We start from the raw sequence: 26,035 nt of genomic DNA, 5'->3' as shown, positions 1-26,035 counted from the left end.
TATGAGGCTGCCAACTGTGGGACAGCAGTGGGCAGAGCCGGGCTTTTTTATCTTCAGGCGTGGCGGCTTTCCTGCAGCGCGCGGATGCGATCATCCAGCGGCGGATGCGAGGAAAACAGGGCCTGCAGTCCGTGGCGCAGACCGGAATTGATGCCGAAGGCCACCAGGGTATCGGGCATCTGGTTGGGCACTTCCGATTCCGCTTTCAGCCGTTGCAGGGCAGCAATCATGCTGTTTCTGTCGGCCAGGCGGGCGCCGGCGGCATCAGCCCGGTATTCGCGAAAGCGTGAGAACCACATGACAATGGCGCTGGCCGCGATACCGAAGATGATCTCGGCGACGAAGACCACGATGTAGTAGCCGAAACCCAGCCCGCCTTCGCCGTCGCGGCGGAAGAAGCTGTCCACCACTGAGCCCACCACGCGGGCGGCGAAGATCACGAAGGTGTTCACGATGCCCTGGATCAGGCTCAGGGTCACCATGTCACCGTTGGCCACGTGGCCGATTTCGTGGGCCAGCACGGCACGCACTTCTTCCGGGCGGAAGCGGGTGAGCAGCCCCTGGGAGACTGCCACAAGGGCATCATTCTTGTTCCAGCCGGTGGCAAAGGCGTTGGATTGCTGGGCCGGGAAGATACCCACTTCCGGCATCTTGATGCCGGCCTTGTCGGACAACTCCCTGACCGTCTGCATCAGCCATTGCTCGGCCTGGCTGGACGGTTGCTCGATAATCTTTACCCGCGCGGACCACTTGGCCATGGGCTTGGAGATCAGCAGGGAGATGAACGAGCCGGCAAAGCCGAACACCGCACTGAAGATCAGCAGGTTGGTCAGATTCAGCCCGGTACCGCTGTCGGCCAGATAGCTGTCGACGCCCAGCAGGCTGAGGGTGATGCTGGCGACGATAATCACCGCCAGGTTGGTCAGCAGATAAAGCGCGATGCGCATCATCGTTGGTGTGCTCCAGTCAGTAAGAAACCGTATGAAGGCGCCGGGAGGCGCCTTCGAAATCCTGTAATGGGGGCGGGAAAGTTGCGTTCAAGCGTGGCCTTGTCGATACTCGCCGGCGTCCCCGCCACCAACCGGCTCAATCATGTCATACCCGAACTTCTCAGACCTGCTGGCAGCCTATCTGGTTCCCCCGGCCGGGCCCCGACATCGCCTTTTTCATGGCCGCGGAAAAACCGTGCCGGAGCTGGAATGGCTGACCGTGGATTGCTTTGCGCCGGTGCTGGTGGCCACCGTATTCCGTGAGCAGCCCGATGACGCCGTGGACGCTCTGTGCCAGGTGCTCCAGGAGGCGTTACCCGCACTGGGCTGCCAGTGTCTGGTGCTCCAGTATCGTTATGGCGGTGCGGCAGACAACCGCATCGTGTGCGGCAATTTGCCACAGCTGGCGCTGGCCCGGGAGCAGGGGCTGGATTACCGGCTGGATTTTGAACGGGGCCAGAATCTGGGCTTCTTTGCCGACATGGCCAGCGGGCGTCAGTGGCTGCGCGAGCGGGCGGCCGGCAAGAAGGTACTGAACCTGTTCAGCTTCACCTGTAGCTTCTCGGTGGCCGCCCTGGCTGGCGGGGCGGAGTCGGTGGTCAACATTGATCTGTCCAATGCGGCACTGACCCTGGGCCAGCAGAACCATGCGCTCAATGGGTTTCAGGATGCCCGGGTGCATTATCTGCCACACAATATTTTCCGCAGCTGGAAGAAGCTGCACAGCCTGGGGCGCTACGACATCATCGTGGTGGATCCGCCCAGCGCCCAGAAAGGCAGTTTCATGGCCGAGAAGGACTACCCCCGGGTGTTGAGGAAACTGCACAAATTGCTGGCGCCTCAGGCGGAGCTGCTGGTCTGTCTCAATGCGCCCTGGCTGGATTACCACTGGCTGGAGCGTTGTGTGGAAGCGAATCTGCCCGGTGCCGGCAAGGTGGCACGCCTGCCCGGTGCGCCGGGATTTGATGAGGCCGGCGAGCCGGCCCTGAAGACCGTGCATTATCACTATCAGCGCCCGGACGCGTTGCCGGAGTAGCGGATGGCCGGTTCCCGCACCCGACTGGATCGTTTTCTCAGCCAACAGCTGGGTATCAGTCGCAAGGCCACTCGGCCGCTGCTGGCGGCGGGACGGGTCTGGCTGGATGGCGAGCCGGTGTCTGATCGCCAGCGGGTGGTGACGCCTTTTTCCCGTGTCAATGTGGACGGCCGGTTATTGCAGCAGCGTGAGCGTCGCTACTTGATGCTCAACAAGCCCGCCGGGGTGGTCAGCGCCACCCGTGACGACCGCCACCCCACGGTGATGGATCTGCTGGACGAACCGGCGGCGGACCTGCACCTGCCCGGGCGGCTGGATTATCACACCACCGGCTTGCTGTTACTGACCAATGACGGCGACTGGTCCCGGCGGTTGAGTGATCCCCGAGAGGGGGTCAGCAAACGCTATCGGGTATGGCTGGAAAAACCGCTGACGCAGGCCGATGTACAGATGTTTGCCGATGGGATCCATTTTCCCTATGAAAATATCACCACACGGCCGGCGCAGTTGCAGATAACCGCCGAATGTGAGGCGCTGGTGGTGCTCTGTGAGGGGCGCTATCACCAGATCAAGCGTATGTTTGGTCGCTGTGGCAACCGGGTGGTGGGGCTGGAGCGCCTGGCCATTGGTGGCCTGTGGCTGGATCCGCAACTGGCCCGCGGGGAAAGCCGAGCCCTGACGGCTCAGGAAGTGCAGGCTGTCTTTGAGCCTTCTGAATAGGGATATTCTGAAAAACCCTTCACGTGCGCTAGAGCCCTTCCTGGCTGTCATCGTGGTTGGCGACGGCGCCCAGGGTCTGGAATTCCTCGGCTTTCACCGGTTGCGGATCGCGGGACAGCAGATAGCGTACCAGGGCGGTGGTGCGAATGGATTCGCGGGCGCGGATGGCCTGCATGAACTGCTCGGCCAGTGTGGCCTTTTCCTGTTGCACCGCCGGGGGCAGGGCAGGGTCGCCGTTGTCGAAACGCAGTTCGCTGAGCGCGGTCAGCAGTACCAGTGTCCGGTTGGTCAGCACCGCCTGTTCAAGCCCTTCCTGAAAGATGGTCGCTTCGTAGCGTAGATAGCCCTCATCGGCCAGCCACAGCATGGCTCCCAGACAGGCCATGTGCCGACTGCTGTGCAGGCCCACGTCATCTACCTCCGTGGGGCCGATAATGTCCTCCACATAAAGCGCACAGGGGCGCGGGAAGCTCATGTAGCACTGCATCAGGATACGGGCCACATCGTGGCTGAAATCATCAATGTGCAGGTGGGCCATGCCGGTCTCTCGGGTTGCTGCCAGACGGTGCCGTAGGGTGTTACTTCTTGCGGACCCGGTCCAGATACCGGGCGATGCGTCCGATGGAGTCTTCCAGATCATCGACCCGCGGCAGGAACACCACGCGGAAATGATCCGGATTGGGCCAGTTGAAAGCGGTGCCCTGAACGATCAGTACTTTTTCCTGGCGCAGAAGATCCAGGGCGAAGGCCTCGTCATCCTCGAAGGGGAACACCTTCGGGTCCAGTTTCGGGAACAGGTAAAGCGCGGACTTGGGCTTGACGCAGCTGACGCCGGGAATGGAATCGAGCATTTCCCAGGCCAGGTCCCGCTGGCGTCCCAGACGCCCGGTGGGCAGTACCAGGTCATCAATGCTCTGATAGCCGCCCAGGGCGGTCTGGATGGCGTGCTGACTGGGCACATTGGCACACAAACGCATGCTGGCCAGCATGTCCAGCCCCTCTATGTAGTTCTCGGCCCGGTGCTTGGCGCCGGAAATCACCATCCAGCCGGCCCGGAAGCCCGCGGCGCGGTAGTTCTTGGACAGGCCATTGAAGGTGATGAACAGCAGATCATCGGCCATGGAGGCGATGGAGGTGTGCTCTTCCCCGTCGTAGAGAATCTTGTCGTAGATCTCGTCGGCGAACACGATAAGGTTGTTTTCCCGGGCAATCTGCAGCAGTTCCTGCAGCATGGCCGGCTCGTAATTGGCGCCGGTGGGGTTGTTGGGGTTGATGATCACCAGCGCCTTGGTGTGCTTGTTGACCTTGGCGCGAATGTCATCCAGCGATGGCTGCCAGTCCTGTTGCTCGTCACACAGGTAGTGTACCGGGGTGCCACCGGAGAGGCGCACGGAGGCCGTCCACAGCGGGTAATCCGGTGCCGGCAGCAGTACCTCATCGCCGCTGTTGAGCAGCGCCTGCATGGCCATGACGATCAGCTCGGAGACGCCGTTGCCGATGATGATGTCATCCACGGTCACGCCTTCGATGCCCTTGGTCTGGGTGTACTGCATGATTGCCTTGCGAGCCGGGAACAGTCCCTTGGAATGACAATAGCCGGTGGACTCCGGCAGATTGTGGATCACGTCCTGCAGCAGTTCTTCCGGGGCATCAAATCCGAACGGGGCGGGGTTGCCAATATTGAGCTTGATGACGCGATGACCTTCGTCTTCCAGCCGGTGGGCTTCACGCAACACCGGGCCACGGATGTCGTAACATACGCCACGCAGTTTGTCGGATTTATTAACCATGAACTGATTGTTACTCATGCAGATCCCGTGTCATTCCGGTGTAAAGGCAACCCCGGCGAGGTGCCCGGAGGTTCCTGTGCCGGGAGAGCGATTCTACAATGCCCTCAAATAGCTGTATATCGACGGCACCATGCACGGGCGCCGGCTGGAGAAAAGCGTGATTCCTTTCAATGATCTTCTTGCCCTGGCGGTAAACCGCAAGGGGTCTCTCAAGGCGGTGGAGGCGCAGTTGCCCGCGGTGCTGGAACCGGCGGCGCTGCGCGCCCGTGATGATGCCTTCTATTTATCGGCCATGATGCGGCGGATATTCCGGGCCGGGCTCAAGCACTCCCTGGTAGACAACAAGTGGCCGGCTTTCGAGGAGGCCTTCTTCGGTTTCGAGCCGGAAAAGCTGGTGTTGATGCCGGATAGCATGCTCGATGAGCGCATGCAGGACACCCGCCTGATTCGGCATTGGGGAAAGATGAAGGCCATCCGCCATAACGCTCAGCTGGTGATGGACCTGGCCACGGAATACGGCAGCGTCGGGCAATGGCTGGCAGACTGGCCGGCCGAAGATACCGTCGGCCTGTGGCAAATACTGAAAAAGCGCGGCAAGCAGCTGGGTGGCAACTCCGGGGCCGCTTTCCTGCGCATGGTCGGCAAGGATACCTGGTATCCCACCGAAGACGTGGTGGCGGTGCTCAAGAGCCATAATGTGATTGATAAGCCACCCAGCAGTCAGCGGGACCAGAAGGCTGCCCAGCAGGCCTTCAATCACTGGCAGCAGCAGAGCGGTCGTCCCCAGGCCCATATCAGCAAGATCCTGGCGTTTACCGTGGGCTGACTTTGACTTTGAGCCGGGCAGGCCATACCATTGAACGAGAATGATTCACTTTTTCGTTATTGTGTGAGGCACGATGGTAAAGCAACGTGGCTGCCAGCTGCTGGTGGGCCTGATGGTAATGATGGCGGCAACGGTGGTGCGGGCGGATCAGGGAGCGCTGGTCCAGCTGGTGGAGTACATCGGTGCTGACTATGTCAATGCGGTGTCCGATGGCGCCGTGACCAGCGCCGATGAATACGGGGAAATGCAGGAATTTTCCCGTTTGCTGGCGGAGGGGATTGCCAAACTGCCCGCCAGCGACGGCAAGGCCGAGCTAAGCGACCAGGCCGCCCGGTTGCGTGATGCGGTGTCCATGAAGGCGCCGGTCACTGACATCAAGGCACTGACCCGTGCCATCCATGACACCCTGGTAGGCAGTTACGGCATTCCCGTGATGCCCAGATCCGCGCCGGATCTGGCACGGGCCAAGCAGCTTTACCGGGAAAACTGCATGGCCTGCCACGGTGCCCGGGGGCAGGGGGACGGCCCGGCGGCGGCGGCGCTGGAGCCGGCGCCCACCGATTTCACGGACATCGACCGTTACGGTGACCGCTCCCTGCTGGGTCTCTACACCACCATCAGTCAGGGCGTCGAAGGCACCGCCATGGCCGCCTTTGCGCCGAGTCTGAGCGAGTCGGACCGCTGGGGCCTGGCGTTCTATGTGGGTAGCCGGGCGGTCAGCCCGTCCCTGGCCGAGCACGGTAAGCAGGCGCTTGATCAGGACATGCCCCTGAAACGAAATCTGGATCTGGCTGACGTTATCGCCCGATCCCCAGGTGACGTACGCAGCCAGCAAGGCGAGAGCGCCTATGCGGCCCTGGGCTATCTGCGCAGCACCCCGGCGCCGCTGTTCAGCCAAAATCGCTTTATCCAGCTCAGCGCGGACAAACTGACCGAGGCACAGCAGGCCTATCAGGCCGGCAATTATGCCGCTGCCAAGGCCGCTGCACTGTCGGCCTACCTGGATGGTTTTGAAATGATCGAACAGCAGGTGGCAGCCATGGATCCGGCCACCATGCGCCAGGCGGAAAGCCGTTTCATGGCGGTGCGCGAAGCCATCGATAATCGTCGTGCGCCGGAGCAGGTCAGTGACAGGGTGAATGCCGCTCAGAGGGCCCTTGAGGAGGCGGCCAGCGTGCTGGGTGGTCAGGGGCTGAGCCCGGCGGCTACTTTCTCGGCCAGCTTCTTCATTCTTTTCCGCGAAGGTCTGGAAGCCTTGCTGGTGGTGGCCGCGTTGCTGACATTCACCCGCAAGGCCGGCGCCCAGAGAGCCAGCCGTCATATTCACTACGGCTGGCTGGCCGCACTGCTGGCCGGTGGCCTGACCTGGTATCTCGCCAGCACCCTGATCACCTTCAGTGGTGCCTCCCGGGAGCTCACCGAGGGCGTGGCCGGGTTGATCGCCGCCGGCATTCTGTTCTATGTGGGCTTCTGGATGCACAGCAACAGCAACAGCCAGCGGTGGCTGGGTTACATCCGTGACAAGGTGGACAGTGCCCTGGGGCGCGGCACGGTCTGGACACTGGCGTTTGTTGCCTTTATTTCCGTATACCGGGAAATCTTCGAGACCATCCTGTTCTACCAGGCGCTCTGGACCCAGGTGGATGGGCAGACCCAGGCGTTCCTGTTTTACGGTATTGGCGCTGCGGTGCTGGCGTTGGCGGTGGTCAGTCTGCTGTTCTTCCGAGTCGGCATGACACTGCCCTTGGGTGTCTTTTTCCGGGTGACCAGCCTGGTTCTGCTGGTGCTGTCGGTGATTCTGCTGGGCAAGGGTATTGCAGCCTTGCAGGAGGCGGGGCTGATCAGTGTCATGCACCTGGCGGTGCCGACGGTGGACTGGCTGGGGGTTTATCCCACCGTCCAGGGGCTACTGGCCCAGCTGTTGGCGGTGGTGCTGGCGGTACTGCTGTGGTGGAAAGGCAACCGGACACGATCAACCTGACGAGCCGGAGAAGGCCGCCTGCGGGCGGCTTTTTTCTTGCTCCCTGAAATGCCGTAACATGCATCTCCCCCGATTCAGGCAGGACCGGATCATGTCCCGTATCAGTTTCCTTGGCATTGGTTTGATGGGCGCCCCCATGGTGGCGCGCCTGCTGGATGCCGGATTTTCCCTGACCCTCTGGAACCGCACCCGCAGCAAGGCCGAGCCCTTTGCCGGCCGGGCGCGGATTGCTGACAGCCCCGCTGCTGCAGTGGCAGAGGCGCAAGTGGTCATCACCATGCTGGAAAACGGTGCCGTGGTGGACCAGGTCCTTCACCACAGTGGCGCGCTTGCCCAGTTGCAACCCGGTGCCCTGGTGATTGATATGAGTTCCATTGAGCCGGGCATGGCTCGACGCCATGGTGCCCGGGTGGAAGAGGCTGGCGGCGTGTATCTGGACGCGCCGGTTTCCGGCGGTACGCGCGGGGCCCAGGCGGGCACGCTGTCGATCATGGCCGGTGGTGAGGAGGCCGATTTTGAGCGGGCCACCGCGCTGTTTCAGGCCCTGGGCAAGGCCACCCATATCGGCCCGGTGGGCAGTGGCCAGTTGGCCAAGCTGGCCAATCAGGCGATTGTCGGCATCACTATTGGTGCCGTGTCCGAAGCACTATTGCTGGCTGCCCGTGGTGGTGCCCGACCGGACCGGGTTCGGCAGGCCCTGCTGGGCGGCTTTGCCGGTAGCAAGATTCTCGAGCAGCATGGCGAACGCATGCTGCAGCGTGATTTCCAGCCCGGGGCGCCATCGCGCATTCAGCTCAAGGACCTGCGCATGATTCTCGATGAAGCCCGGGCCGAGGGGCTGTCATTACCGCTCAGTCAGCGGGTATTCGAGCAATACCGGGCACTGCTGGCCAGCGGCCATGGCGAGGTGGACCATAGTGGCCTGTTGCTGGAGCTGGAGCGTCTCAATGGCGTGCGCCTGGACGGGGAGCTTCCCTGATGCCCCGGTTTGCGGCCAACTTGAGTTTGCTGTTTAACGAATATCCGTTCCTGGACCGTTTTGGCGCGGCCGCCGCGGCCGGCTTCGAGGGGGTCGAATACCTGTTCCCCTATGCCTGGCGGCGTGAGGACCTGGCCGAGAAGCTGCAGCAGCACCGGCTCACCCAGGTGCTGTTCAACCTGCCCGCCGGGGACTGGGAGGCGGGCGAACGGGGTATCGCCTGCCTGCCGGATCGTATCGAGGAATTTCGCGAAGGGGTGTTCCAGGCACTGGACTATGCCCGGGCGCTGGATTGCCGGCGGCTCAACTGCCTGGCCGGGCTATGGCACGATGTCGACCAGGCCAGGCCGGCCTGGGACACGCTGGTTGAGAACCTGCGTTTTGCTGCGGACCTGCTGGCCCCGGAAGGCATTACCCTGACCGTGGAAGCGATCAATTCGCGGGTGGATATGCCGGGTTTTTTGCTCGATACCTCGGCCAGGGCCATGACCGCGATCAACGCCTGCGGGCGCGACAACGTTCTTCTGCAGTACGATCTTTACCACATGCAGATCATGGAAGGGGACCTGTGCCGTTCCCTTTCACGACTTTGCCCCCATATCGGTCATATCCAGTTTGCCGATAATCCCGGTCGTCACGAACCGGGTAGCGGCGAAATTCACTTCCCAGTGGTGTTTGCGCACCTGGACCGTCTCGATTACCAGGGCTGGGTCAGCGCGGAATATCACCCGCTGGCCGGTACCGAGGCGGGACTCGGCTGGCTGCATGATTTCAAGGAGACACAATGCGAATGAACTGGGGTGGCAAGCTGATTCTCGGCCTGCTGGGTATGTTGGTGGGCGGACCCGTTGGCCTGGGGATCGGGCTGCTGATCGGCCACATGCTGGACAAGGGCACGGAGCGGGTACAGGCCTTTAACCCGTTTCGGCCCTACCGGCCCGGTGAACAGCAGCAGATACACGATGCCCTGTTCAATACGGTGTTTTCCATCATGGGGCACCTGGCCAAGGCCGATGGTCGTGTCAGTGAAAACGAGATTGCCCATGCCCGTGCGGTGATGGATCGCATGCAGCTCAATGAGGCACAACGCCAGCGGGCCATTGAACTGTTCACCCTCGGCAAGGCCGATGACTTTCCGCTGGAGCAGACGGTGGCGGAGTTTGCCCGCAGTGTGCGCCACCGCAAGCACCTGATTCTGGTGTTTCTGGAAATCCTGCTACAGACCGCGCTGGCCGATGGCACCCTGGACCCGGCTGAAGAAGCCATCCTCAGCCGGGTGGCCCAGGGCTTGGGCGTGCCGCCGTCACAGTTCCGTCAGTTGCTTAACATGTTGCTGGCCCAGGCCCAGTTCTCGGCCGGCGGTGCCTACCAGCAGGGCGCTGGCCAGCAGGCCGGCACGGCGTCGGGCCGGCCGCCCCTTGCCCAGGCTTACCAGGTGCTGGGTATCAGCGAGCAGGCCTCCAATCAGGAGGTCAAGCGCGCCTATCGCAAGCTGATGAGCGAGCACCACCCTGACAAGCTGGCCGCCCGCGGCGTGCCCGAGGAAATGATCCGGGTGGCCACGGAGAAGACCGCGGAAATCAGCAAGGCCTACGAAATGATCAAGAGCCACCGCGGTTTCAAGTAAAGACCGCCCATAAGCGTCCGGGTTTCACAGACTCACCGGGCGCGCTTCCCGGGGCATCGACCAGCCACTGTTGACCAGATTCGCCTGACCCGTCCACCAGCGGTTGAGCAGGCGGGTGGTCAGATCCGCCCTGGCTCGCCCGTCCAGTCGCTGCATGGCCTCATGCCAGGCGGGCTGGTAGCGCAGCCGGTCTGGCAGGCGCCGGGTGATTTCCATCAAGCGTTGCAATCGCTGCTGGTAGCGACGGTGACTGGCCAGGTTGCGCTCCGGTAGACGGAACTGCTGGCAGAGTGCCTCGGGCAGCTGGAAGGGGGCCAGTGTCAGGTACTGGCCATAGGGCAGGCGACCGGGGTACCCCTGCTCGCGGATCAGCACATGGCCCAGCCGGCGCCGTTGCGGGCTGAGCGACCAGGGCTGACGCAGGCGCTGTTCCATGTCGCCGCGCCAGGCATGCCAGTGAGCCGGCAGATGCGCCTCGGTAATGCCCAGCACCCGTGCCAGCAACATGGTCTCTTCAAACAGGCGTTCCTGGTGGGCACTGTTGAGAGGTTCGATCACCGCTTCATAGAGCCGGCGACAGGAGTCCATCCAGCTGCTGACCACAAACAGCAGTTGCCTTTCATCGCCGATATCGAACAGGGTCCTGCGCCGCTCCGCCGGACTGTCCAGTGTCAGCATGGCCTGGTCCAGATTGCCGAATATCACCTTGAGCAGAAACACCTGGGTATGGTGCAGACGCTGTATTACATCGTGGCCGGCGGGCAGCAGCTGGGCCACCCGGCTGTCTGCCAGCATCAGCAGGGCGATACGGCCCTGGGCCAGCGTCAGCAGGTTCTCTCGCATCAGTTGCCAGGTAATGGAGCCGGGGCCGAACAGGCCGGCATCGGGCTGGCTGCACAGCTCGCTGGCAGCGCAGACGCCAGCTTGCTGATGATCACGGGTTATCAGTCGGGGTAACGCCATGGCACACCTCCTTTGTGCACGCAGGAAAGGAATCCTCTTTCCTGTTTACCGGCTACCACCGTAAAGGTGCTGGGTGACAACGTAGCGCTTTGGTGAAAACGGGCACTGCCTGATCCATATTAGGGGGCGGGAGGATTGAATCTAATCAGTAAATGTGGTGATTTGGATAAGCAGGGAACAGGGATGCGGTTGCCGGGTCCTAACCGTGGCGCAATGCACACTTTCCAAGGAGAGCCAATCCATGCTGGGCGAGAACCATAGCATTCACCGAGAGTTTCCCGATCACCATCAGAAAATCGACGAGCTGGTCCTCAACGATCCGAAATTCAAGGCGTTAGTGGTGGAACATGACAAACTGGACAAGGAAATCCGCGGGCTGGAAATGCGCGAGAGCCCGGTTGGGGATGCACAGATGGAGCAGATGAAGCGGGAGCGAATCCGCCTCAAAGACCAGGTTTACCAACGCCTGAATCACGCCTGAGACAAGCTCAAGCCGGCCGGCCCCATGGCCGGCCCGGCAATTCCCTTACAGCACCGTCAGGGTTGCTCTCGGCTCGGCCAGCAAGTGGCGGGCATAAACCCCGGGGGGCTCGCCATTACTGTCCTTGCTGTAGAACAGGCGGGCCACGAAATAGAATTCCTTGCCGAACGGAATGTCGGTCAGCGAAAAGCCCACATTGGGCTGCTGGCCGGGGAAGCGCTCCGGCGGGTTCGACAGCGTGTTGTCATCCTGATAGAGCAGACGCACCGGGGTATCAAAGCCTTTCAGAAATACCAGCTGGGCCAGCAGGTCGAAGCCTCGGCCGGTACCAAACCATAGCCAGTTGTCGCCTTCCAGCGGCATGGCCATCATGGCCTTTTCAGTTGCAGATAGTTTGCCATCGGTCACCGCCACCTTGTTGCCGGTCCAGCTGGTCACCAGTTTGCCGCCCTGCAGGTTATTGCCATCCAGGGACAAATCCAGGGCCGGGCGGTCCAGCACCGTGTCAGCAATGCCCGGCAGGGTGAAGCGGTTATGGATGTCCACCTGCCGGGGCATGACTTCAAAATAGTTGTGGATCTTGAGCACCGTCACCCGGGCCACTTTCACCGACGTGGTGGCATAGACCAGCGTGGCAAGAGGGCCACGAATGATCTGCTCCACATGCGGGTCCAGGTTGCTGTTGTCCAGGGTGATGCGATTGTTCTCGCCAAACAGCCCGGCGCTAAGACGCAGTTTGAGCGAATCGAGAATGCTTTCGCGTTTGCCGCTGGGGCTCTTGTAACCCCGGTAGAAGAAATCATTCCACATGAGCAGATTGTGGTCAGCCATGAACAGCGCAAAGTCGGTACTCTTGATCACCATGTGCTCGGGGTCGAACTGCACATAACGCTCGGTACTTTGCAGATAGGCATTCTTGACCACATAGAAATAGCGGGTCTGGTCGCCCTGGGTGATTTTCAGTTGCGCTACCACATCCTCGGTGGGGCGGGTGCTCAGTGTCTGTGTGCCACCGTCCTCGAAACGCAGCATCAATCGGTCTTCGGCATCAATGATGCCGGGTTTGCCCGCCAGCTCGGTTTCCTTGTCTTTTTCGAAGTAGGGGTAACCCTGTTTGGACCACTGCACCCATTGATGGGGAACGGGCGCCAGCTGGCCATCCTTTTCGCTGAAAAACGAATAAAGGGAGGTGGGCTGATTGAGCAATGCCTTCACATCATTGCCGGTGAGCGTGACGATCTGCGCCTGACAGAATAAAGGCAGACAGGAGAGCAGGGCGGCGGCCAGTAACTGGCGCAGGGTTTTATTATTATTCATGTGTTATTCACTGCTAGACCCGGTACAGGGTCTATGATGCGCCTTTATGCCGGGCCGTCAATGGCCCGGCAGTCGAAGGGTCAACTTTGCAGCTCTGAACGGTTGCTGAAGTGTTCCAGCGCCTGGGGGTTGGCCAGCGCATTGCGGTTAGTGACCGGGCGCCCGTGAATCACTTCGCGCACTGCCAATTCCACGATCTTGCCGCTCACGGTGCGCGGAATTTCCGGCACGCTGGCAATTACCGCCGGCACATGGCGCGGGCTGGCGCCCTGGCGGATGGCCTGGCGAATGCGGGTCTGCAGTGCATCGGTGAGGGTAACGCCATCGGCGGGCACCACGAACAGCACCACGCGGACATCGCCCTCAAATTCCTGGCCCACCACAATGGCTTCGCGGATGTCGTCCAGGGTTTCCACCTGGCGATAGATTTCCGCGGTGCCGATGCGCACGCCGCCCGGATTGAGCACCGCATCGGAGCGACCATGAATGATCAGACCCTGATGATGCTCATGGGGGACCAGCTGGGCGTAGTCGCCATGGGCCCAGACCTGTTTTTGGCCGGGGCGGTCGAAACGGGCGAAGTAGGCCTTGTGGAAACGGCTGCCATCCGGGTCGTTCCAGAAGCTCACCGGGCAAGACGGGAACGGCTGGCGACAAACCAGCTCGCCCTTGCTGTCCACCAGAGGCTCACCGTTGTCATCAAACACCGCCACATCCATGCCCAGGCCCAGGCATTGCAGTTCACCGCGATAGACCGGTAGCAGCGGGTTGCCCAGCGCGAAGCAGGAAATGATATCGGTGCCACCGGAAATGGAGCTGACCAGCAGATCCGGTTTGACCTGCTGGTAAAGAAAATCGTAACTCTCGTGCAACAGCGGCGAGCCGGTGGAGAACAGGGTGCGCAGGGTGTTCAGGTCATGGCTGTGGCGCGGTTGCAGGCCGGATTTTTCCACTGCCTGGACAAACTTGGCGCTGGTGCCGAAATGGCTGATGCCCTCGGCGTCGACCAGATCGAACAGCCGGGCGGTGTTCGGGTAGGCCGGGTTGCCGTCGTAGAGCACCAGGGTGGCGCCGGTGTGCAGGCCGCAGATCAGCCAGTTCCACATCATCCAGCCGCAGGTGGTGAAGTAGAACAGGGTGTCCTGATCGCCCACATCGCCATGCAGTTGCAGTTCCTTGGTCTGTTGCAGCAGGGTGCCGCCGGCTCCATGGACGATGCACTTGGGCTGTCCGGTGGTGCCGGAGGAATAGAGAATGAACAGGGGGTGATTGAACGGCAAGCGCGCAAACGCCGGTGCCGGGGTGGCATTGTCCAGCCAGGTCTGCCAGATCAGGGCCTTTTCCACCCGCGAGCTGTCGCCCTGGCCGGGCACCACCACCAGCAGGTCCGGTTTGAGGGCCTGGTGCAGGGCGTCGATGCGCGTTTGCAGGTCAATCCATTTACCGTTGTAGTGATAGCCGTCACAGGCCACCAGCACCCTCGGCTCAATCTGGCCGAAGCGATCCAGCACCGCGGAAACGCCGAAGTCCGGCGAGCAGGAGGACCATACCGCGCCGATCCAGGCGGCGCCCAGGGCGGCAATCACGGTTTCGATGCGGTTTGGCATGAATCCGGCCACCCGGTCACCGGGCTGGATGCCGGCGGCTTTCAGCTGGGCGGCCACCTGGCCGGCCGCCACGCGCAGCTGGGCGTAGCTGATCTGCGTGCGGGTGCCATCCTCCAGCACGCTGACCAGGGCCGGGTGGTCGTCCTGGCGGCGCAGCAGGTTTTCGGCGTAGTTGAGCCGACCGTTCGGGAACCAGCGTGTATCCCGGAACTGTTCGGCGCCTTCCATGACCGTGTCACCGGGCTCACCGACCACGCCACAGAAATCCCACACCTGGCGCCAGAAGGCATCCGGCTGTTGCACGGACCAGGTATGCAGGGCCTGATAATCCGCCAGCGGTTGGCCGCTCAATTCGCGGGCCTGTTGCTGGAAGCGGGCCAGCCGGCAGTGTTGCTGTTGAGGGCCGGGTTGCCAAAGGGGGGAAGTCATGGAGAACTCCTACAAATGGCGGAGACGGGCTGGCGCCCAATTCCGCCCTACGGTGTTTGATTGTGATGTAGGGCGGGCATTCCCGTCGGGAATCTCCGCAGTTTGATTATGATTCGGCGTCAGCCTCGAACTCCACCAGCAGCGTACCTTCACTGACGCTATCTCCGGCGGCCACATGGAAGTCATGCACGGTACCGGGCTCGGTGGCGCGAAGGGTGTGTTCCATCTTCATGGCTTCCAGTGTAATCACCGCATCCCCGGCGGCAACGTGTTCACCGGCCTGAACGTGCAGGGCCACGATGGTGCCGCTCATGGGGGCCACAAAGCCGGCTTGCTGGTCATGGCCGGCGCTGTCGCGGCCGGGGTTGAGGGTCACGCTGTGGGCGCGCCCGCCCACAAACAGCAGCAGCGTATCGTCGGCCAGCCGGGCGTGGCGGGCGGCCAATCCCTGCGGGCCCCAGTGCAGGCGCAGCTGGTCGGCGCTGACGGTGGCACTGACAGGGCCCTGCTGTTTGCCCACCGTGGCCAGGCCATTGTGCTCACGCACGGTCAGATTATTGCCGTCCACCTGCAGCAGGGTCTGGGTAAAACGCTGGCCCACCGGGCGCCAGCCTTGCAGGCTCTGCCAGGGGTCGTCCTGGTACCGGGGGTCGGCGTTGAACACCCGGGCGGCGGCCAGCGCCAGCAGGGCCGGATCCGTGTCATCGGCCTCCAGCAGCTGGGGCCGATGCTCCAGCAGGCGGGTATCCAGCTGTTCGCCGGCAAAGGCATCGTCGGCCAGCACCCGGCGCAGGAAGGGGGCATTATGGTGGATGCCGGTGATCTCCAGGGCTTCCAGGGCCCGGATCAGCTTCTGGCGGGCCTCGTCACGACTGCGGCCGTGGCAGATCAGCTTGGCGATCATGGGGTCGTAGAAGTCTTCCACCCGGTCACCCTGTTCATAGCCGGCATCCACCCGGGCCAGTTCGTGGGGCCAGCGCAGGTGTGACAGCAGCCCGGAGGAGGGCAGAAAGCCCTGTTCCGGGTTCTCCGCATAGAGGCGCACCTCCATGGCATGGCCCCGGCGTTGTATCTGCCCCTGGCCTTTTGGCAGGGGCGCTCCGGCGGCCACGGCCAGCTGCCAGGCCACCAGGTCTTCGCCGGTGATCATTTCGGTGACCGGGTGTTCCACCTGCAGACGGGTGTTCATTTCCATGAAATAGAACTGGCCATCCGGTGCGTAGAGGAACTCCACGGTGCCGGCGCCCCGGTAATCGATGGCTTTGGCGGCCTGCACGGCGGCCTCACCAAACGCCTCGCGGGTAGCCTCGTCGAGCCCCGGGGCCGGCGCTTCCTCGATCACCTTCTGGTGACGGCGCTGCACCGAGCAATCGCGCTCGAACAAGTGCACGGCATTGCCGTGATTGTCGGCAAACACCTGTACTTCCACATGGCGGGCGGTGGGCAGGTAGCGCTCCAGCAGTACCCGGTCGTCACCAAAGGCGCCACGGGCTTCGCGGCGGGCGGCGGCCAGGGCCTCCTGGAAATCGGCGGCGCGGTTGACCACGCGCATGCCCTTGCCGCCACCGCCGGCCACGGCCTTGATCAGCAGCGGGAAACCGACGCGCTCGCTGGCCGCGACCAGCTGCTCATCGCTGGCGCCTTCCTGGTCAAAGCCGGGCAGCACCGGCACGCCGCTGTCGGCCATCAGCTGGCGGGCGGCGGCCTTGTCGCCCATCACCTCAATGGCGCGGGCGTTGGGGCCAACAAAAATAATGCCGGCCTGCTCGCAGGCGGCGGCAAAGGCGGTGTTCTCGGAGAGAAAACCATAACCGGGGTGGATGGCATCGGCGCCGGTGTCCCGGGCGGCGGCGATTACCTTGTCGATCACCAGATAGCTTTCCCGGGCCGGCGCCGGGCCCAGGCAGACGGCCTGATCCGCCTCGCGCACATGGGGCAGGGTGGCATCCGCCTCGGAGTACACCGCCACGGTGGCGATGCCCTGCTGGTGGCAGGTGCGGATGATGCGCCGGGCGATCTCGCCACGGTTGGCAATCAGCAGTTTTTTGATGGCAGCCATGATTGGCTCCTGATCCGTGTTATTGATTGGCTCTCCTCTCCCCGGATGGGCGAGGGGCCTTATGTCCAGTTCGGGCTTCGTTTTTCCAGAAAGGCGCTGAGCCCTTCCTGGCCTTCCTTGCCGGTGCGCAGCCGGGCAATCAGATCGGCGGTGTCATTGAGCATGGCCGAGTCGATGGGGCCATGGCTGACCCGGGCGATCAGCTCACGAGCTTCGATCTGGGCCTGGGGGCCGCCTTGCAGCAGGGCCTCGATCAGGCGGTCCACCGCCTGGTCCAGTTCCGCGGCCAGCACGGTTTCGTGGACGATGCCCAGCTGCTGGGCGCGGTCGGCGGCAATGATTTCACCACTGAGGAAATAACGGTTGGCCTGGCGGGCGCCCAGGGCGCGCACCACGTAGGGGCTGATTACCGCTGGCACGATGCCGAGTTTGACCTCGCTGAGGCAGAAACGGGCGTCATCGGCGGCCACCGCCATGTCGGCGGCACAGATCAGCCCCAGGGCGCCACCGAAGGCGGCACCCTGTACCCGGGCGATCACGGGCCTGGGGCACTGGTCAATGGTCTGCATCAGGGTGGCCAGGCGCAGGGCATCCTCGCGGTTCTGGTCCGCATCCAGCTGGCCCATGGCCCGCATCCAGTTCAGGTCCGCGCCGGCGGAAAAATGCTTGCCGGCGGCCTGCAGCACCACCACCCGTACGTTGTCGTCGGCGCCGGCCTCGGCAAAGGCTTCGGTCAGCGCGGCAATGATGGTGTCGTCGAAGGCGTTGCGCTTGTCCGGGTTGTCCAGGGTAATACGGGCAACGGCGCCGGTGATCTGTGTTGTTACGCTCATGGCTATCTCCATGTTGCTGCGCGTCGGGCGTCAGACGTTAGACGTCCGGCGCAACGTTACATCCGGAACACGCCGTAGCGGGTTTCCTCGATGGGGGCGTTGAGGCTGGCGGAAATGGCCAGACCCAGCACATCCCGGGTATCTGCCGGGTCGATCACGCCGTCATCCCACAGCCGGGCGCTGGCATACCAGGGTTGGGCCATTTGTTCGTAGCGCTCGGTCATGTCCGCCTGGAAGGTGGCCGCTTCCTGGTCGCTCCACTGCTGGCCCTTTTTCTTCAGCGAGGCCTGCTTCACCTGGGTGAGTACGCTGGCGGCCTGCTCGCCGCCCATCACCGAGATGCGGGCATTGGGCCACATGAACATGAAGCGCGGGTCGTAGGCGCGACCGCACATGCCATAGTTGCCGGCACCGAAACTGCCACCGGTGATCACGGTAAACTTGGGCACGCTGGCGCAGGCCACCGCGTTGACCATCTTGGCGCCGTGCTTGGCGATGCCTTCCGCTTCGTATTTGGGGCCGACCATGAAGCCGGTGATGTTCTGCAGGAACAGCAGCGGGATCTTGCGCTGGTTGCACAGCTCGATGAAGTGGGCGCCTTTCTGGGCGGATTCGGAGTAGAGCACGCCGTCGTTGGCCAGAATGCCCACCGGATAGCCGTGAATATGGGCAAAGCCACACACCAGGGTGGTGCCGTAGCGGCTCTTGAATTCATCCAGTTCGGAGCCATCGACGATACGGGCGATCAGTTCCCGGGCCGGCATGGGCTGGCGCGTGGTGGTTGGAATGATGCCGTAGAGCTCGTCACTGGCGTAGGCCGGCGGGCGCACCGGCCGGCGCTGTAGTTGATCGGGTTTGTGCCAGTTGAGGTTGGCGATGCAGCGCCGCGCCAGTTCCAGGGCATGGGGCTCATCCTCGGCCAGGTGGTCCGCCACCCCGGATTGTTCACAGTGCAGATTGGCGCCACCCAACGCCTCGGCCGTGACCACCTCGCCGGTGGCGGCCTTCACCAGTGGCGGCCCGGCCAGGAAGATGGTGGCCTGTTCTTTCACCATGATGACTTCGTCGGCCATGGCCGGTACATAGGCGCCGCCGGCGGTGCAGGAGCCCAGCACCACACTGATCTGGGGAATGCCACGGGCGGACATGTTGGCCATGTTGAAGAAGATGCGGCCGAAGTGCTCCCGGTCCGGGAACACTTCATCCTGGCGGGGCAGGTTGGCGCCGCCGGAGTCCACCAGATAGACACAGGGCAGACGGTTTTCCGCGGCGATGGCCTGGGCGCGCAGGTGCTTTTTCACTGTCAGCGGGTAGTAGCTGCCGCCTTTCACGGTGGGGTCGTTGGCGACGATCATGCATTCCACGCCATGCACGCGGCCAATGCCGCCCACGCAGCCGGCGGCGGGCACGTCTTCGCCGTAGACGCCATCGGCGGCCAGCGCGGAAATTTCCAGAAACGGTGAGCCCGGATCCAGCAGCAGGTTGATGCGCTCGCGCACCGGCAGTTTGCCACGCTCACGCAGGCGCTGTTCGGCGGCTTCACCGCCACCGTGGGCAATATGGTCGAGCTTGGCCTGAAGCTGCTGGCGCAGGGTCAGGTTGTGTTCCCGGTTGGCCTGAAACTCCGGGCTGGCGGCATTGATCTGACTATTAATCCTGGGCATGGCATTTAAGGTCTGACGTCGGAAGTCTGACGTCGGACGTCCTCTCCAGCTGGTGTCTTTTGTCGTCAGACGTCCGATCTCGGACGCCTGACCCCATCATGCCGTTTCGTTAAACAGCTCGCGGCCGATCAGCATGCGGCGGATCTCGCTGGTGCCGGCGCCGATTTCGTAGAGTTTGGCGTCACGCAGCAGGCGGCCGGTGGGATACTCGTTGATGTAGCCGTTGCCGCCCAGGCACTGAATGGCCTCCAGTGCCATCTGTGTGGCATTTTCCGCGCAGTAGAGGATCACGCCGGCGGCATCCTTGCGGTTGGTTTCACCCCGGTCGCAGGCTTTTGCCACGTTGTAGAGGTAGCTGCGGCTGGCATTGAGAGTGACATACATGTCCGCCAGTTTGCCCTGCATCAGCTGGAATTCGCCGATGGCCTGGCCGAACTGTTTGCGCTCGTGCACGTAGGGCACGACCACATCCATGCAGGCCTGCATGATGCCGGTGCAGCCGCCGGACAGTACGGTGCGTTCGTAGTCCAGGCCGCTCATCAGCACTTTCACGCCCTGATTTTCCTTGCCGAGGATGTTTTCGGCGGGGACTTCACAGTCCTCGAATACCAGCTCACAGGTGTTCGACCCGCGCATGCCGAGCTTGTCCAGTTTCTGGGCCCGGGAGAAACCGGGAAAGTCCCGCTCGACGATAAAGGCGGTAATGCCTTTGGGGCCGGCATGGATGTCGGTCTTGGCGTAGATCACATAGGTGTGGGCATCGGGGCCATTGGTGATCCACATCTTGTTGCCATTGAGCACGTAGTGGTCGCCTTTTTTTTCCGCCCGCAGGCCCATGCTGACCACGTCCGAGCCGGCGCCGGGCTCACTCATGGCCAGGGCACCAATCTGCTCGCCACTGACCAGGCCCGGCAGGTACCTGGCTTTCTGGGCGTCATTGCCGTTGAGGTAAATCTGGTTCACACAGAGGTTGGAATGGGCGCCGTAGGACAGGCCGATGGAGGCGGAGGCCCGGGAGATTTCTTCCATCACCAGGGTGTGGGCCAGGTAACCCATGTTGGCGCCGCCGTATTCTTCGCTGACGGTGACGCCCAGCACGCCCAGGTCCCCCAGCTTCTTCCACATGGCCAATGGGAACTGGTTGCTCTGGTCTACCTCGGCGGCAATCGGGGCGATTTCCTTCTGGGCAAACTGGCGCACGCTGTCGCGCAGGGCCACCAGGGTTTCATCCAGGTCAAAATTGAAGCTGCTGTTGAACATTACTGATTCTCCAGGTCTTTCATGGCCTCCACGCAACGCTGTTCGGCGTCGTCCAGCTCCTGCTGGAGTGCGTGGATGTCCCGTCGTTGTTGTTCGAGTTGCTCGCGGCGTTGCTGAATCTTGCGCTGCAGGGCCAGCAGCTGATGACGGTTATCACCGCTGGGCTGATACATGCCGATCAGCTCTTTTGACTCTGCCAGGGAGAAACCCAGGCGCTTGCCACGCAGGATCAGTTTCAGTGTCACCCGGTCTGCGGGCGAATAGACACGGGTCTGGCCTCGCCGGGCAGGCGATACCAGCCCCTGATCCTCGTAAAAACGGATGGTTCGCGTGGTCACGTCGAATTCCCGGGCCAGCTCACCGATGCTGTAGGTCTGCTTTTTGCTCATGGCGCAAGAGTAGGGGAAGTTTACGTTAACGTAAAGTGTTGGACCGCCCGCGCCCCCGGCCCCGTGTCCCGGGCTGATAGCGGTACGCTGGCACTGGTCTGCATGGAAAAGCGGTGTTAACGTAGCGCCACACATGAATCGGGTTCCACGGAACGTACTCAGTGTCCTATAAAAAAGATCGCAAAGTGCTCAAACGCGTGGACTATGGGGCCGCCAAGAATTCCCTGATGGGGGTGTTGGCGGCCCTTCTGGTTTATGCGCTGGTATTCGCCTGGGGGCGGATTTATCTGGCCTTCGAACTGGAGTCCATGGTCGCCGGTGCCGCCGTACTGACGGTGACGGCCTACCGACTCTGGCTGGTGGCGCGCTTCGATGCCCTGTACGGTGCGGCGCCGGCCCGTTGGCGACGCATGTTCGGGGTCGGGTTGACCCTCCATGCGCTGCTTTGGGGCTTGTTGCCTGCCTGGCTGGTGTGGCGGGTAGGCCCGGGTTTCAGCTTCTTCACCGTGGTGCTCTACAACGTCGGGGTGACCACGGCGCTGGGGTCGTCCTGGATGGCCGGCCTGCGGGTACGCCAGCTCTATATTCTGCTCATGTTCCTGCCGGTGGTGATCACGCTGCTGATAACCGGTGCCCTGCATGACTGGGTGCTGGCCGCACTGATCATCAGCTATGGCTATTATCTTTTCCGTCTGTACCGAGGCCAGTACGAGACCTTCTGGCATGCGGTGACCCGTGAGCGCCGCGGCCCGCTGGAAAAGAACAACAAGCCCCGACGCAGCAATACCGATGTGCAGTTGAGCCTGGTATACCGGCTGGCCCATGAACTGCGCACGCCGATGAATTCCCTGATGGGCATGATGTCGCTGCTGGAGGATACCGAGCTCAATGACGAGCAGCGTGAATACCTGCAGGTGGCGGGGCAGAGCGGCAAGCTGCTGCTCTCCCAGATTGACGATGTGCTGGATTATTCGCGCATTCTGTCCCGGCGCATCACGCTCAATTCCGATTATTTCGATTTCCGCAGCGCCATTGAACAGTCCCTGGAGGCCTTCGGGCCCATGGCCCAGTCCCGTGGACTGGAGCTGACCTGTGTCATTGATCGTCTGCTGCCCAAACGCATTCGCGGTGACCGGGAGCGGTTGATGCAGGTGCTGACCAATCTGTTCAGCAATGCCATCAAATTCAGCGATGAGGGCGAAATCCGTATCGATGTGGATTTCACCGAGGAGAGTGAAACCCGCGGCGTGCTGCGCGTGCGAGTCTCCGACCAGGGGCGAGGCATGGATGCCGAGACGCTCAAGCACCTTTTCCAGGATCGTTTCCTGGATGCGGATGATGACGAAGACCTTTATACCGCTCGCCATACCGGCTTCGGTCTGCTGGTCTGCAAGGGGCTGATTGATGCCATGGGCGGTGCCCTGGGCGCCGACAGCGTCAAGGAAGAGGGCTCCACCTTCTGGTTTACCGTGCCGGTACAGATGCAGCCTGACATGCGCGAAGCCCAGCAGCTGATCCGCGCGCTGGATGGAGCCCAGCCGCTGGTGGTGGGCGCGGCATCGGGTACCGTGGCCAGCCTGCAGGAAGAATTCGAAGCCCTGGACTGCCAGTGCAGTTCCGCCGGTGACTATGACAACGCGCTGCAGGCCATGCGTGCCAGTCACCGTGAGCAGACGGATTTCAATGTGCTGCTGGTGGATACCTGGTCGCGCCCGGAACTGGCGCTCAACCTGTGCCGCAATGTGCTGGGTGACCCGTCACTGCAGCCGCTCAAGCTGATGCTGCTGGCCACCATCGAGGAACGCAGCCAGTCATCCATTCAGTCACTGATCGAAAAACATGGTCTGGTGGTGTTGGTGCGCCCTGTGCATCGCAGCGGGCTGCGCCAGGCTCTGGCCCGTCTCATGGGGCTGCAACGTCAGGTGCCGGTGGGGGATGCGCCGCTACAGACCCCGGAAGAGCAGAAACGTCGCAAGCGCTTCCGACTGCTGCTGGTGGAAGACAATGAGGTCAATCAGCTGGTGACCCGGGGCATGTTGAGCAAGCTGGGTTACCAGGTGAAGACGGTCAGCAACGGCGAAACCGCCCTGGCTCTGATGGAACAGGAAGGCTTCGATCTGGTGCTGATGGACTGCATGATGCCCGACATGGACGGTTTTGAAGTCACCCGTCGCCTGCGCGAAAGGGAGCAGCAGGAAGAGAGTGGGCGTACGCCGGTCGTGGCCATTACCGCCAACACCGCCGAAGGCGTCCAGGCGCGATGCCTGGCAGCCGGGATGGATGACTTCCTTGGCAAACCGGTACACCTGGATGCCCTGGAAACCGTGTTGCGTCGCTGGCTGCCGGACGAGCCCATGGACCAGGGAGACGAGGATGAATAATGCCGATCGTACGGCGCTGGTGCTGGGCGCCACGGGTTTGGTTGGCCGCCACTGTGTGCAGGCCCTGCTGGACAGTGGTGCTTACCGGGACGTTCGCCTGCTGACGCGTCGCCCCACCGGGTTGGCCGATGCGCGCCTGCGCGACATCCGTGATGATCTGGAAAATATGGCCGCTCATGCGGCGGATTTTCAGGTGGATGACCTGTTCTGTTGCCTGGGCACCACCCTGAAAACGGCAGGGTCGCGCGAAGCGTTCTCCCATGTGGATTATGAGCTGGTGGTGGAAGCCGGCCGGTTGGGCCGTGCCGCCGGTGCCGGTCAGATGCTGGTGGTGTCGGCGCTCAATGCCCGGGCTCGTTCGCCGTTCTTTTACGCCCGGGTGAAGGGCGAAATGGAAGCCGCCCTTGAGGCCCAGCAATGGCCCCGGTTGATTTTTTGCCAGCCTTCCCTGTTGCGCGGCGACCGGCAGGAGCATCGGCCGGGTGAGGAGTGGGGCAACCGTCTGTTTGCCCTGGCCGATCCGCTGGTGCGCTGGAGCAAGGCGGACTGGCTGCCGGTGGAGGCCTCGCTGGTGGGCCGTGCCATGGTGGGGATGGCCCTCTACCGTCAAGGTGATGGCGTGTTTCGGGCGCGCTATCAGGATTTTCTGCAGTTTGCCGGCATGCTGTCGGTTAGCCATTAAGGAGCCCCCATGAGTTTTGTGACCTGTGATCTGTGTGATGACAATGCCGATATCGTCTCGGTGGTAACCGGCCACCACTGGTTCAGTTACGGTGGCCGCAAGGCCTTCGGTGGCGAGATCGTCACCGTCAAATGCTTTGAAGACAACAGCCGGGTCAAGGCGCATCTGGGCACTGATGGCAAGGGCAAGGTACTGGTGGTGGACGGTGGCGCCAGCCTGCGCAACGCGCTGATCGGCGACATGATCGCCGAGAATGCCGTCAAGAACGGCTGGGAAGGGGTGATTATCTATGGGGCCTGTCGGGACGTTGACGAACTGGCCAAACTGGATATCGGTGTGATGACCCTGGGTTGCGTGCCGATCAAGTCTGTACGCCGTGACGAGGGGCAGCTCAATATCGATATCACCTTTGGCGGCGTGACCTTCCGCCCGGGGGAGTATGTCTACGCCGACAACAACGGCATCATCACCGCCCCGAAGGCATTACTCTGAGCCAACACGGTCTTCTCATACCGGCCTGCCAGGTTGTGCAGGCTTGCGGGTCGGTTTGAGGCCGAAGCTCTCCCGCGCCTTGATGTCGCGGATATACATCATCAACTCCTGCTCCGCGTCGGCGCGGGAGTCGAAGGGGCCTTCCACGGTTTCTTCCCGGGTGCTGAAATACCATTTGCCGCCTTCATTGAAGAAGCGGTCGCTGCGAAACCACAGTTTCTTTTGTTCGTCTTCTTTCCTGCATTCCATTGCATGTGCCTCTTTTTGGTTATTGTTTGCGCAACCCTAGCACCCATGCCAAGGCAACAACCATAAGACGCAAGTATGATATGCAAGAATTTCTAGATGATTTTTTGCTACAAAAGCGGCAGGATAACCATCAAACATAATAAGCAGGCCAGGGAAGGGACATGCTGAAAGCCATTCGGGTGGCCGATTACATGAGCCGCCGCCTTATTACCGTATCGCCGGACATGTCTGTCCACGCCGCCATACGGCATCTTCTTGATAACCGCATTTCCGGTGCGCCGGTGGTGGATGACGGCCGCCTGGTGGGCATGTTTTCCGAATCGGACTGCCTCAAGGGCGCCCTGGAAGCGGGCTATCACGACACCAATATCGGCAATGTCAGTGAATACATGAGCACGGATGTGCAAACGGTTACCGCCGACATGTCGATTCTGGATGTGGCGGAAATTTTCCTGGCTGACCATCGCCGCCGACTGCCGGTGATGGAGCAGGGCAAGCTGGTGGGCCAGATCAGCCGCCACGACCTGCTGCGCGCCATGGACGACTTTTCCCGTCGACATACCTTGTAAATCCTTGCGTGCCGTATGGGGCGGCACGACATTCTGTTCCATTCATAACAATCAGAGGGGATCATCATGAACCAGCCTTATCAGGCGCCCGGCGCCGACGTTCAGGCTTCCACAGCCGCCACCTATCAACCGCGTTTTTTTGCCTCCAGTGGCCGGCTGGGGCGCATGCGCTATTTCGTTTATGGCCTGGGGCTGACCCTGCTGGCCTATCTGGTCGTGGGGGTGGTCGGGGTGATCGCCGCCGCCGTGATGGGCGGTTTCCAGCAGGCCCAGGGCTCCACCGTGGCGACCCTGCTGCTGGGGCTGCTGGCCATGGCGGCCATGCTGTTCGTGCTGGTGATGACGGTGATTTATGTGGTGCGTCGCCTCAACGACATGAATCTGACCGGCTGGCTGGCCCTGTTGATGCTGGTGCCCCTGGTCAATGTCATTCTGGCGCTGATGTTGCTGTTCGTACCCGGTAGCAAGGGCGCCAATAAATACGGCCCGGCGCCGGTGGCCAACAGCGGCGGTGTGATTGCTGCGTTTGCCATTTCCCTGGTGGTACTGGTGGCTTACATCGGCATCATTGCGGCGGTGGCCGTGCCGGCCTACCAGGATTACGTCAATCGCTCCCAGTCGATGATGGAACAGATGCAGTACACGCCGGGCGATTACTGAATTTCTGCCAGGCATAAAAAAAGGTTCATCGCACTTTTCCGGGGAAGGCGGC

25 protein-coding genes are annotated in these 26,035 nt (G+C 62.1%); 13 read left to right on the top strand and 12 right to left on the bottom strand.

Translation table 11 applies throughout. From position 1 onward, the window contains the following. Positions 1-53: 53 nt before the first annotated feature. Complete coding sequence (gene htpX / locus A11A3_RS15500; RefSeq protein ID WP_008930277.1) at positions 54-950, bottom strand: protease HtpX; 897 nt, start codon at positions 948-950, stop codon at positions 54-56. 142 nt (positions 951-1,092) lie between these two features. Between htpX and A11A3_RS15495 the strand changes: the two genes are divergently transcribed. Continuing rightward, complete coding sequence (locus A11A3_RS15495) at positions 1,093-2,025, top strand: class I SAM-dependent methyltransferase (RefSeq protein ID WP_008930276.1); 933 nt, start codon at positions 1,093-1,095, stop codon at positions 2,023-2,025. Between the two features lie 3 nt (positions 2,026-2,028). Then, positions 2,029-2,745, top strand: coding sequence for a pseudouridine synthase (locus A11A3_RS15490; protein WP_008930275.1), 717 nt, complete (start codon positions 2,029-2,031; stop codon positions 2,743-2,745). Between the two features lie 28 nt (positions 2,746-2,773). On the opposite strand, the gene A11A3_RS15485 is transcribed toward A11A3_RS15490, so the two are convergent. Together A11A3_RS15485 and A11A3_RS15480 are read right to left on the bottom strand one after the other, a co-directional pair. After that, entirely contained in the window at positions 2,774-3,283 is a 510-nt protein-coding gene (locus A11A3_RS15485) for a hypothetical protein (protein WP_008930274.1), read from the bottom strand. Between the two features lie 40 nt (positions 3,284-3,323). After that, positions 3,324-4,553, bottom strand: a complete 1,230-nt coding sequence (locus tag A11A3_RS15480; protein ID WP_008930273.1) for a pyridoxal phosphate-dependent aminotransferase — start codon at positions 4,551-4,553, stop codon at positions 3,324-3,326. Positions 4,554-4,692: 139 nt separating this feature from the next. Here A11A3_RS15480 and A11A3_RS15475 point away from each other — a divergent pair, with 139 nt between their 5' ends. The 5 genes from A11A3_RS15475 to djlA all read left to right on the top strand — a co-directional run bounded on the left by A11A3_RS15475 (position 4,693) and on the right by djlA (position 9,948). Beyond that, positions 4,693-5,361, top strand: coding sequence for a DNA-3-methyladenine glycosylase I (locus A11A3_RS15475; protein ID WP_040297297.1), 669 nt, complete (start codon positions 4,693-4,695; stop codon positions 5,359-5,361). A gap of 73 nt (positions 5,362-5,434) precedes the next feature. Further along, the gene (locus tag A11A3_RS15470) at positions 5,435-7,342 is read left to right on the top strand and encodes a cytochrome c/FTR1 family iron permease (protein WP_008930271.1); all 1,908 of its coding nucleotides are present in this window, start codon (positions 5,435-5,437) and stop codon (positions 7,340-7,342) included. A 91-nt stretch (positions 7,343-7,433) separates the two neighbouring features. Beyond that, the gene (locus A11A3_RS15465; protein WP_008930270.1) at positions 7,434-8,321 is read left to right on the top strand and encodes an NAD(P)-dependent oxidoreductase; all 888 of its coding nucleotides are present in this window, start codon (positions 7,434-7,436) and stop codon (positions 8,319-8,321) included. Next, positions 8,321-9,115 (top strand): hydroxypyruvate isomerase, encoded by a 795-nt coding sequence (gene hyi, locus A11A3_RS15460; protein WP_008930269.1) that lies wholly within the window; start codon positions 8,321-8,323, stop codon positions 9,113-9,115. The genes A11A3_RS15465 and hyi overlap by 1 nt, the downstream gene beginning before the upstream one ends. Continuing rightward, the gene (gene djlA, locus A11A3_RS15455; protein ID WP_051011840.1) at positions 9,106-9,948 is read left to right on the top strand and encodes a co-chaperone DjlA; all 843 of its coding nucleotides are present in this window, start codon (positions 9,106-9,108) and stop codon (positions 9,946-9,948) included. The genes hyi and djlA overlap by 10 nt, the downstream gene beginning before the upstream one ends. 24 nt (positions 9,949-9,972) lie before the next feature. Here djlA and A11A3_RS15450 read toward each other — a convergent pair whose 3' ends face one another. Then, the gene (locus A11A3_RS15450; protein ID WP_008930267.1) at positions 9,973-10,911 is read right to left on the bottom strand and encodes an oxygenase MpaB family protein; all 939 of its coding nucleotides are present in this window, start codon (positions 10,909-10,911) and stop codon (positions 9,973-9,975) included. Between the two features lie 241 nt (positions 10,912-11,152). Here A11A3_RS15450 and A11A3_RS15445 point away from each other — a divergent pair, with 241 nt between their 5' ends. After that, the gene (locus A11A3_RS15445; RefSeq protein ID WP_008930266.1) at positions 11,153-11,392 is read left to right on the top strand and encodes an HP1242/YdcH family protein; all 240 of its coding nucleotides are present in this window, start codon (positions 11,153-11,155) and stop codon (positions 11,390-11,392) included. 45 nt (positions 11,393-11,437) lie between these two features. Here the strand turns inward: A11A3_RS15445 and A11A3_RS15440 are convergent, their stop codons facing one another. The 7 genes from A11A3_RS15440 to A11A3_RS15410 all read right to left on the bottom strand — a co-directional run bounded on the left by A11A3_RS15440 (position 11,438) and on the right by A11A3_RS15410 (position 20,950). Then, entirely contained in the window at positions 11,438-12,709 is a 1,272-nt protein-coding gene (locus A11A3_RS15440) for a hypothetical protein (RefSeq protein WP_008930265.1), read from the bottom strand. A gap of 80 nt (positions 12,710-12,789) precedes the next feature. Then, the gene (locus tag A11A3_RS15435) at positions 12,790-14,745 is read right to left on the bottom strand and encodes an acetoacetate--CoA ligase (protein ID WP_008930264.1); all 1,956 of its coding nucleotides are present in this window, start codon (positions 14,743-14,745) and stop codon (positions 12,790-12,792) included. Between the two features lie 106 nt (positions 14,746-14,851). Further along, entirely contained in the window at positions 14,852-16,804 is a 1,953-nt protein-coding gene (locus A11A3_RS15430) for an acetyl/propionyl/methylcrotonyl-CoA carboxylase subunit alpha (RefSeq protein WP_008930263.1), read from the bottom strand. Between the two features lie 59 nt (positions 16,805-16,863). After that, positions 16,864-17,637 (bottom strand): enoyl-CoA hydratase/isomerase family protein, encoded by a 774-nt coding sequence (locus tag A11A3_RS15425; RefSeq protein ID WP_008930262.1) that lies wholly within the window; start codon positions 17,635-17,637, stop codon positions 16,864-16,866. Positions 17,638-17,693: 56 nt separating this feature from the next. After that, complete coding sequence (locus A11A3_RS15420; RefSeq protein WP_008930261.1) at positions 17,694-19,301, bottom strand: carboxyl transferase domain-containing protein; 1,608 nt, start codon at positions 19,299-19,301, stop codon at positions 17,694-17,696. A 96-nt stretch (positions 19,302-19,397) separates the two neighbouring features. Then, on the bottom strand, positions 19,398-20,561 hold the full coding sequence (locus A11A3_RS15415; protein WP_008930260.1) for an isovaleryl-CoA dehydrogenase: 1,164 nt from the start codon (positions 20,559-20,561) through the stop codon (positions 19,398-19,400). Then, positions 20,561-20,950 carry a MerR family transcriptional regulator gene (locus A11A3_RS15410; protein ID WP_008930259.1) on the bottom strand — a complete coding sequence of 130 codons (390 nt, stop codon included), beginning with the start codon at positions 20,948-20,950 and terminating at the stop codon, positions 20,561-20,563. The genes A11A3_RS15415 and A11A3_RS15410 overlap by 1 nt, the downstream gene beginning before the upstream one ends. 161 nt (positions 20,951-21,111) lie before the next feature. On the opposite strand from A11A3_RS15410, the gene A11A3_RS15405 reads away from it, so the two are divergent. From A11A3_RS15405 to rraA, 3 genes are read left to right on the top strand one after another with little or no spacing between them, the layout of a single operon-like run. Further along, a complete protein-coding gene (locus tag A11A3_RS15405) occupies positions 21,112-23,331 on the top strand; it encodes a response regulator (protein WP_008930258.1) in 2,220 nt (739 codons plus the stop codon). After that, positions 23,324-24,013 carry an NAD(P)H-binding protein gene (locus A11A3_RS15400; protein WP_008930257.1) on the top strand — a complete coding sequence of 230 codons (690 nt, stop codon included), beginning with the start codon at positions 23,324-23,326 and terminating at the stop codon, positions 24,011-24,013. Before A11A3_RS15405 ends, A11A3_RS15400 begins: the two co-directional genes overlap by 8 nt. A gap of 9 nt (positions 24,014-24,022) precedes the next feature. Then, a complete protein-coding gene (rraA, locus tag A11A3_RS15395; RefSeq protein WP_008930256.1) occupies positions 24,023-24,505 on the top strand; it encodes a ribonuclease E activity regulator RraA in 483 nt (160 codons plus the stop codon). A 15-nt stretch (positions 24,506-24,520) separates the two neighbouring features. Here the strand turns inward: rraA and A11A3_RS15390 are convergent, their stop codons facing one another. Then, the gene (locus A11A3_RS15390; protein WP_008930255.1) at positions 24,521-24,754 is read right to left on the bottom strand and encodes a DUF6316 family protein; all 234 of its coding nucleotides are present in this window, start codon (positions 24,752-24,754) and stop codon (positions 24,521-24,523) included. A 161-nt stretch (positions 24,755-24,915) separates the two neighbouring features. Here A11A3_RS15390 and A11A3_RS15385 point away from each other — a divergent pair, with 161 nt between their 5' ends. Next, positions 24,916-25,323 carry a CBS domain-containing protein gene (locus tag A11A3_RS15385; RefSeq protein WP_008930254.1) on the top strand — a complete coding sequence of 136 codons (408 nt, stop codon included), beginning with the start codon at positions 24,916-24,918 and terminating at the stop codon, positions 25,321-25,323. A gap of 66 nt (positions 25,324-25,389) precedes the next feature. Next, positions 25,390-25,983: a DUF805 domain-containing protein gene (locus A11A3_RS15380; protein ID WP_008930253.1), complete on the top strand. Its 594-nt coding sequence runs from the start codon at positions 25,390-25,392 to the stop codon at positions 25,981-25,983. Positions 25,984-26,035 lie beyond the last annotated feature (52 nt).

Source organism: Alcanivorax hongdengensis A-11-3, assembly GCF_000300995.1.
Lineage (GTDB): Bacteria > Pseudomonadota > Gammaproteobacteria > Pseudomonadales > Alcanivoracaceae > Alcanivorax > Alcanivorax hongdengensis.
This window is presented reverse-complemented; position numbering and strand designations above follow the sequence as displayed.